The 6,662-nt window shown below is 62.6% G+C and carries 8 protein-coding genes; 3 read left to right on the top strand and 5 right to left on the bottom strand.

The features are described 5' to 3' along the window. Nucleotides 1-694 (top strand): PGPGW domain-containing protein (locus VEK15_21520; GenBank protein ID HXV63293.1); only part of this gene is annotated, 694 nt, incomplete at its 5' end. A 28-nt stretch (nt 695-722) separates the two neighbouring features. Beyond that, on the top strand, nt 723-2,342 hold the full coding sequence (locus VEK15_21515) for a sodium:calcium symporter (protein ID HXV63292.1): 1,620 nt from the start codon (nt 723-725) through the stop codon (nt 2,340-2,342). Nucleotides 2,343-2,600: 258 nt separating this feature from the next. Here VEK15_21515 and VEK15_21510 read toward each other — a convergent pair whose 3' ends face one another. The 5 genes from VEK15_21510 to yfbR form a co-directional block, all read right to left on the bottom strand. Then, on the bottom strand, nt 2,601-2,774 hold the full coding sequence (locus tag VEK15_21510; GenBank protein ID HXV63291.1) for a hypothetical protein: 174 nt from the start codon (nt 2,772-2,774) through the stop codon (nt 2,601-2,603). Nucleotides 2,775-2,802: 28 nt separating this feature from the next. Then, on the bottom strand, nt 2,803-3,621 hold the full coding sequence (locus VEK15_21505) for a hypothetical protein (GenBank protein HXV63290.1): 819 nt from the start codon (nt 3,619-3,621) through the stop codon (nt 2,803-2,805). A 230-nt stretch (nt 3,622-3,851) separates the two neighbouring features. Then, the gene (locus tag VEK15_21500; protein HXV63289.1) at nt 3,852-4,196 is read right to left on the bottom strand and encodes an acyl-CoA thioesterase; all 345 of its coding nucleotides are present in this window, start codon (nt 4,194-4,196) and stop codon (nt 3,852-3,854) included. A gap of 38 nt (nt 4,197-4,234) precedes the next feature. After that, nucleotides 4,235-5,077: a fumarylacetoacetate hydrolase family protein gene (locus VEK15_21495; GenBank protein ID HXV63288.1), complete on the bottom strand. Its 843-nt coding sequence runs from the start codon at nt 5,075-5,077 to the stop codon at nt 4,235-4,237. Between the two features lies 1 nt (nt 5,078). Further along, the gene (yfbR, locus tag VEK15_21490; protein ID HXV63287.1) at nt 5,079-5,651 is read right to left on the bottom strand and encodes a 5'-deoxynucleotidase; all 573 of its coding nucleotides are present in this window, start codon (nt 5,649-5,651) and stop codon (nt 5,079-5,081) included. Between the two features lie 72 nt (nt 5,652-5,723). Here yfbR and VEK15_21485 point away from each other — a divergent pair. After that, the coding region (locus tag VEK15_21485; protein ID HXV63286.1) for an aldehyde dehydrogenase family protein at nt 5,724-6,662 on the top strand (939 nt) is incomplete at its 3' end.

Genomic DNA, 6,662 nt, shown 5'->3' with positions numbered 1-6,662 from the left:
CTACCCTTTGACCGACGAGCTGCACGGAGGCCGATTCTTCGTGAGGACCGCGGCCGGATGGTCGATGACTCCTCTGTTCCTCGCCCTGCTGGTGGTGGAGTTCTCCGACGTGGTCTTTGCCGTGGATTCGATCCCCGCCATCTTTGCGGTGACCCAGGATCCCTTTCTCGTATTCACTTCGAACGTCTTCGCCATCCTCGGTCTTCGATCGCTCTATTTCGCGCTGGCCGCGGTCATGGCGGGTTTTCGCTATCTGAAGATGAGCCTGGTCTATGTCCTCGGATTCGTCGGGGTCAAGATGCTCCTGTCGCACCACTATCCCATTCCGACTTTCCTCTCACTGTCGGTAATCCTCGGAATCCTCGGCGTCGGCATCGCCGCATCGTTCGTCGGGCGCGGCCGTGACACCGCTCCACTGGTGTCGCCGCTCGCGAACGAGCTGGAGAGCCTTTTGCTTCTGACGAGAAAACATGCGCGACGAACGATCGTCCTCCTCATGGGTTCCACGCTTCTCGTCGTCGGAGCCGCGCTTCTCGTACTTCCGGGCCCGGGGCTCCTGCTGATCGCCCTCGCGCTCGCGGTTCTCGCGACCGAATTTATCTGGGCGCGACGCTGGCTCGAGCGCTTGCGTCAGCGCACGGGAACTATTCAGGGTGAAGTCACCGGATTTTTGCGGCGATTCGAGAATCGCTGAAGAGTCGACGGAGTCGAGGTAACGAGAAATGGATGACCAGGACAAACAGGAGCGATGGGCCACCCGGATTGGCGTGATCCTTGCCGTTTCGGGCTCGGCCGTGGGGCTCGGCAACTTCCTGCGGTTTCCCGGACAGGCGGCACAAAACGGCGGCGGCGCCTTCCTCCTCCCCTATTTCTGCGCGCTCCTCTTCCTCGGCATTCCCATCGGCTGGGCGGAGTGGACGATGGGCCGTTATGGAGGACTCAAGGGCCTGCATTCGGCACCCGCTATTCTCGGAGTCTTTGGCCGAGGCGCCATTGCGCGCTATTTGGGCGCCCTCGGAGTTCTCATTCCCCTCGCGGTGTCGTTCTTCTACACGTTCGTCGAGGCGTGGTGTCTCGGCTACTTCTGGACCTATCTGAACGGCGGCTTGGGGGTCGACACCACCGCAAGCATCGCCGAGCAGACTCGGGTGTCGAGTGAGTTCTATCGTCGGTTCAGCGGCAACGAAGCGAGCGGCATACTCTTTTCCGGCGCCGAGCCTACGGTTCTCTTCTGGGTGATCACCTTCGCGGTGAACCTGTATTTCGTCTATCGAGGCCTCTCCAAGGGAATCGAGACGTTCTGTCGTTGGGCCATGCCCGCCATGGCCCTGTGTGCGCTGGTGGTCCTGATCCGAGTGCTGACGCTGGGCACGCCCGATCCCGCTCGGCCCGAGCTCAGCGTCTCCAACGGGCTCGGCTATATGTGGAATCCGGACTTCGGCGCCCTGGGAAACCCTCAGACCTGGCTCGCTGCCGCGGGTCAGATCTTTTTCAGCCTCTCGGTGGGGTTCGGCGTCATCATCAACTACGCTTCCTACCTCAGGCACAAGGACGATGTGGTTCTGTCCAGCCTTACGGCGTCGGCCACGAACGAGCTCTTCGAGGTCGGCTTCGGCGGACTCATTACCCTGACGGCCTCGTTCGTCTTTCTCGGCCTGTCGGGAACGACAGCGGCCATCGCTACGGGAACCTACGCCCTCGGCTTCACGACCCTGCCGGTGGTCTTCGCCCAGATGGGTCCATTGGGAAACACGGTCGGTGCCGTATGGTTCCTCATGCTGTTTCTCGCCGCGATCACAAGCTCGCTTTCGATGTATCAGCCCACGGTCGCGTTCTTCCAAGAGTCGCTCGGCATCACCCGCAAGGCCGCGGTGGCGCTTCTCGCAATCACCTGCATCGGCGGCTCTCTACCAGTGCTGTACTTCAGCGAAGGCGGCGTTTTTCGTACGACCATCGATGACTGGGTGGGCACGTTCTGCATATTCGTCCTCGCCGCGGTTCAGATCATCTGTTTCAGCTGGGTATTCGGCGCCGACCGCGGCCTCGAAGAGGCGCACCGTGGTGCATCCATCCGCATCCCGCGAGCGCAGCGTTTCGTGATGAAGTACGTGGCTCCCACCTATCTGATTCTGGTGTTCGTCGCCTTTTGCTCCGCGAACCTCGGTCACTGGATTTACGACGCGGTGTCGAGCCCCCTCCGTCAAGGCGCGCTCGTGCTCGTCGGGTTGGTGCTCGTCTTCCTGCTCGTTTGCGTTCGGATCGGGGAGAAGCGTTGGCGGGCAGCGGGGCTCGACATCGACGGGCGTCTCCCTCTGGGCTCTGAGTCGAGGCGGAAGTTATGACTCTCGGAGGTTGGATCTTTCTGCTGCTTTCGGTTGGTTTCGTCTGGGGACTCGCGGCCTGGTGCTTCTACAAAGTGCTGACGTTGCCTAGAGATTCTTGAGGCGACCGTTCGAAGGGAGGCGCTCGTCGCCGCCACGCTGGCAGTAGCGGGGCCGCGGTTCTAGACTGGGGGACGAGGACACACCCTTGTCACCTCCGCGTCGCGAGGTCGGCTACCTCGTAAGCGCCTTCGTCGTCATCGGCGCCGCGACCGTTCTTTATCGTCGGTACGTTCCCGTCGCCAATGCGACCACGGTGTCGCTCTCGTTCCTTCTCGTCATCCTCCTCGTGGCCACGAGAAGCGGCCTCTGGGTGGCGATGGTGACCGCTCTCGTCGCCACGACGTGCTTCAACTTCTTCTTCCTGTCCCCGACAGGCACCTTCCTTGTCACTAGCAGGATTCGAAGCTCGAACCTGTTCTCAGGGCGTCGCCGTCCAGAACTTCGGGTCCCTGGCACGGATGTCCGCGGGCACGTAGCTCATCGTGGGATCAAGCCTGAACCGGTTCGTCTCCGACTTGATGAGCCCGGGAATGAATTTTTCCATGGCGGCCTGCTCTTCGGCGTTCAAGCCTTTCATGGTGGCATCGCCGCTGCTCATCACCGCATCGAGCTGACCGAACTCCGCAACCGAGCCGAATATCAAATAGGTTGAGCCTGGAAGTCCTGCGATCACTTCGTAGACGCGAAAGTTGGCCTCGGGCGCGTTTCGAGAAGCGGATGAGCCATAGGCCTTGGCAGCCTCTCCGAATTCGTCGTCGTAACCGGGACGGAGGCTGAAGATCGAGATTTCCCAAAATCGCTGGGTGGCGATGTCGGGAAACGTGCCGTGGCTCAAGTCAGGGCGGGCGCGGGCGTGAACGATGCGAACGCCGTCGATGTGCGCGGCATCCATTCGACTCAGTCGCGCCAGCTCGGAAGCCAGTTCTTTATTTTCGCTCGTCCGCTTGTAGGAGTCGCCCAGAGCTGCATGTGAATCATACGACGTGGCGTACCATACCTGGCTTCTCCCGGTGAGCGAGGCCAGGGCGAGATAGGTGTAAGGGAACTTGGCTTTCTCGAACGCTGCCGGCCAGCCCGCCTCGGTGATCGCGTGATCCGCATCGTGTCCCTGCTTGATCTCTTCAATGAAAATCTCGAGCAAGTTTGGCTGTGACGACGGCATCGTTTGGGCCACGCTGCGCCCCGAACCGATGATCAAGAGTCCGGCCGCGACCACCAACACGTGTCGTAAACGCATAGAGCTCCCTCCTTTGGCAAAGGGTGTCCATCCGCCCGACGCGCTCGGCACGAACCCGATCGGCGACCGCCGACGAACGAAGACTGTCCCCAGAGCGCACCGATCCTTTGTCATTCCGGCAGGTTTGTCAAGCTGACCCCGGGTCAGTTGTCGCAGATGAAGAGCCAACTTTGAGATTGCCCTCTGAATCCGGGCCGCTCGAGCTAATTCACGTGGACCCACGTGAGGTTTTACGCCCCTCCCTCGGGTGGCAGGGGCCGCGGCCGGCGGTTGTCATCGATGGCGACGAATGTGAAGAGACCTTCCGTTACCTTGATGCGCTCGCCGACGTTTCCCCGGAGCGCCCAGGCCTCGACGTGAAGCGTCATCGACGTCCTGCCGATGCGCACGATGTCGGTGTAGACGCAGAGGATGTCGCCAACGAAAACCGGCAGCTTGAATATCATCGAATCGATGGCGACGGTCGCGACGCGCCCTTGCGCCCTCAGACCCGCTGTCATCCCGCCGGCGATATCCATTTGCGAGATCACCCAGCCCCCGAAAATGTCGCCCGACGGGTTGGCGTCCGCGGGCATGGCAACGGTGCGGAGCGACAGCTGGCCTCGCGGCTCGCTCACGGAGACCTCCTCGGCGCACGAATGCCGCGGAATTCCCAGTCGCCACCGAGCGCGGTGGAGACGACCTCTTCAGACTCGCTCGGCTGCGCGCCGAGGTCGTCGCGTAGGGGCGTCGACCCCTCGACGATGGTGTTGGTCAATGCGCCCAGGCCCTCGACCTCCACGGTCACGACGTCACCCGGTTCGGCCGGCCGCGAGCCCGCGGGCGTGCCCGAAAAGATGCAATCACCAGGCTCGAGCGTGAGATTTCGCGCGAGATCCGCCACGAGATAGCTCATGTCCCACACCATTTCCGATGTACGCCCGTCTTGTCGCACCTCACCGTTGACGAAGGTGCGGATGCGCTTGTCGCGAAACTCCCAATCGGCGGCGAGCTCGGGGCCGATGGGACAGAGCGTGTCGGTGCCCTTGACCCGCAGCATCGAGCCGGCGTCCGTGTCCCGAAAGTCGTGGAGTCCGAAGTCGTTGCCGATCGTGTATCCGGCTATGTACTCTCGTGCTTCTTCTCGTGAGACGTTTCGGCAGGTCTTCCCGATGACGATGACGATCTCACCTTCGTAGTTGAGATACTTGCACCGCGGGGGACGCTCGACGGGTCCGCGGTGCGCGTTGAGGGAGCTGGTCGGCTTCTGGAAGTAGGTTGGCGCTTGCGGAAGCCTGGCCCCGAACTCATCGACGCGGCTCCGGTAATTGAGGTGGACGCACAAGATCTTGCTCGGCTCGACGGGTGGAAGGTAGTCGGCGCTCGATTCGGGGATCCGCCGGTCGTCGTCGGCTACGAGATCGGTGTCATCCAAGCGAACCGACGTCGGCACTCCGTCGAGCAAGATGCGCCGCATATCAACCCAGCTCGTCGAGCGTTAGCCGGAAGCTCGGAACGAAGGTGTCGAGAAAGTACTTCACCTCGGGAAGCTCGATCTCCGCAACCGTTTTCGCGAGCGCTTGTTCGGCTCTCGAGAACTCGCGGTTACCCGCCGAGGTCTCCTCCAGGCATTTGATGTAGGCACAGATCTTGTCCGCTGCCTTGACGATTGCCACATGCTCCTGGTCCTTGGGGTCGAGCAAAGAGCGGTAGTCGTTCCGAAGCTCCGCGGGTACCATCGCCAAGAGCCGGTCGGCGGCCGAGGCCTCGATATCCTGGTAGGCCTTGCGGATCTCGGGGTTGAAATACTTGATGGGAGAGGGGAGATCTCCCGTGAGGACCTCGCCGGCGTCGTGATAGAGCGCAAGCGCGGCAACGCGCTCGGCGCTCACCGTTCCGCCGAAACGCCGATTGCGTATGAGCGCGAGGGCGTGAGCGATCTGCGCGACGCGCAAGCTGTGCTCCTGGACGTTCTCGGCATAGGTGTTGTGCATCAATCCCCATCGCTGGATGAACTTCATCCGCGACAGGTAGGCGAAGAAGTGGCTCATGGCTTCGGCGGGCGCGATTCTACAACAGCGCGAGAGGGCTTGGTCGAGCAGAGCCGGGGTACAATCGCGGCCATGCAGCGCGTGGACCAATGGATCGGTGGCGAGCGCTTGGCCTCGGCCGACACGTTCGAGGACCTTTCCCCGATCGACGAGACGGTCATCGCCGCGGTGGCGCGAGGAGGGCGTGAGGAAGCGGAGGCGGCGATCGAAGTCGCGGCGCGCGCATTCCCCGCCTGGAGTCGGACTCCTCGCGAAAATCGAGCCGCGGTGCTCCACGCCATTGCCGACGGCATCGAATTGAGACTCGAGGAGCTGGCGACGGTGGAGACGCGGGACAACGGGGCGCTTCTCCGCTCGCACCGGCGCGCGGTGATCCCGCGAGCGGCGCACAACTTTCGCTTCTTTGCCGATTGGCTCCTCAAGCTCAACCACGAGGATTTCGAAACGCGAAGGCACGAGAACCACGTGAGCTGGGATCCCGCCGGTGTCTCGGTCTGCATCACGCCCTGGAATGCGCCGCTGATGCTCGCTACGTGGAAAGTCGCGCCCGCTCTCGCCGCGGGGAACACGGTGGTTCTGAAGCCCGCCGAGTGGTCGCCGCTCACCGCGTCGCTTCTCGCCGACATCGCGAAAGAAGCGGAGCTTCCCGACGGGGTCCTGAATGTCGTACAGGGTATCGGCGAGGAAGTGGGACCCCACCTGATCGGTGATCACCGCGTGTCGCGGGTGAGCTTCACCGGCTCGGTCGAGACCGGCCGACTCATCGCCGCGGAAGCGGGGAAGAACCTGACCCCGGTGAGCCTCGAGCTGGGCGGTAAATCACCCTTCGTCGTGTTTGCCGATGCGGACCTCGAGGCCGCCGTCGCGACCGCAGTCGAGCAGTACGACAACGCGGGCCAGGTGTGTCTCGCCGGGACGAGGCTTCTCGTCCAGGAGCCGGCGTACGACGCGTTTCTGGAGCGCTTCCTGGAAAAGGCCCGCCTTTTGGTTCAGGGCGACCCGCGTGATGAG

It is taken from the genome of Vicinamibacteria bacterium, assembly GCA_035620555.1.
Lineage (GTDB): Bacteria > Acidobacteriota > Vicinamibacteria > Marinacidobacterales > SMYC01 > DASPGQ01.
The sequence above is the reverse complement of the archived record's forward strand: the minus strand, read 5'-3'. Positions and strand labels throughout refer to the sequence as shown.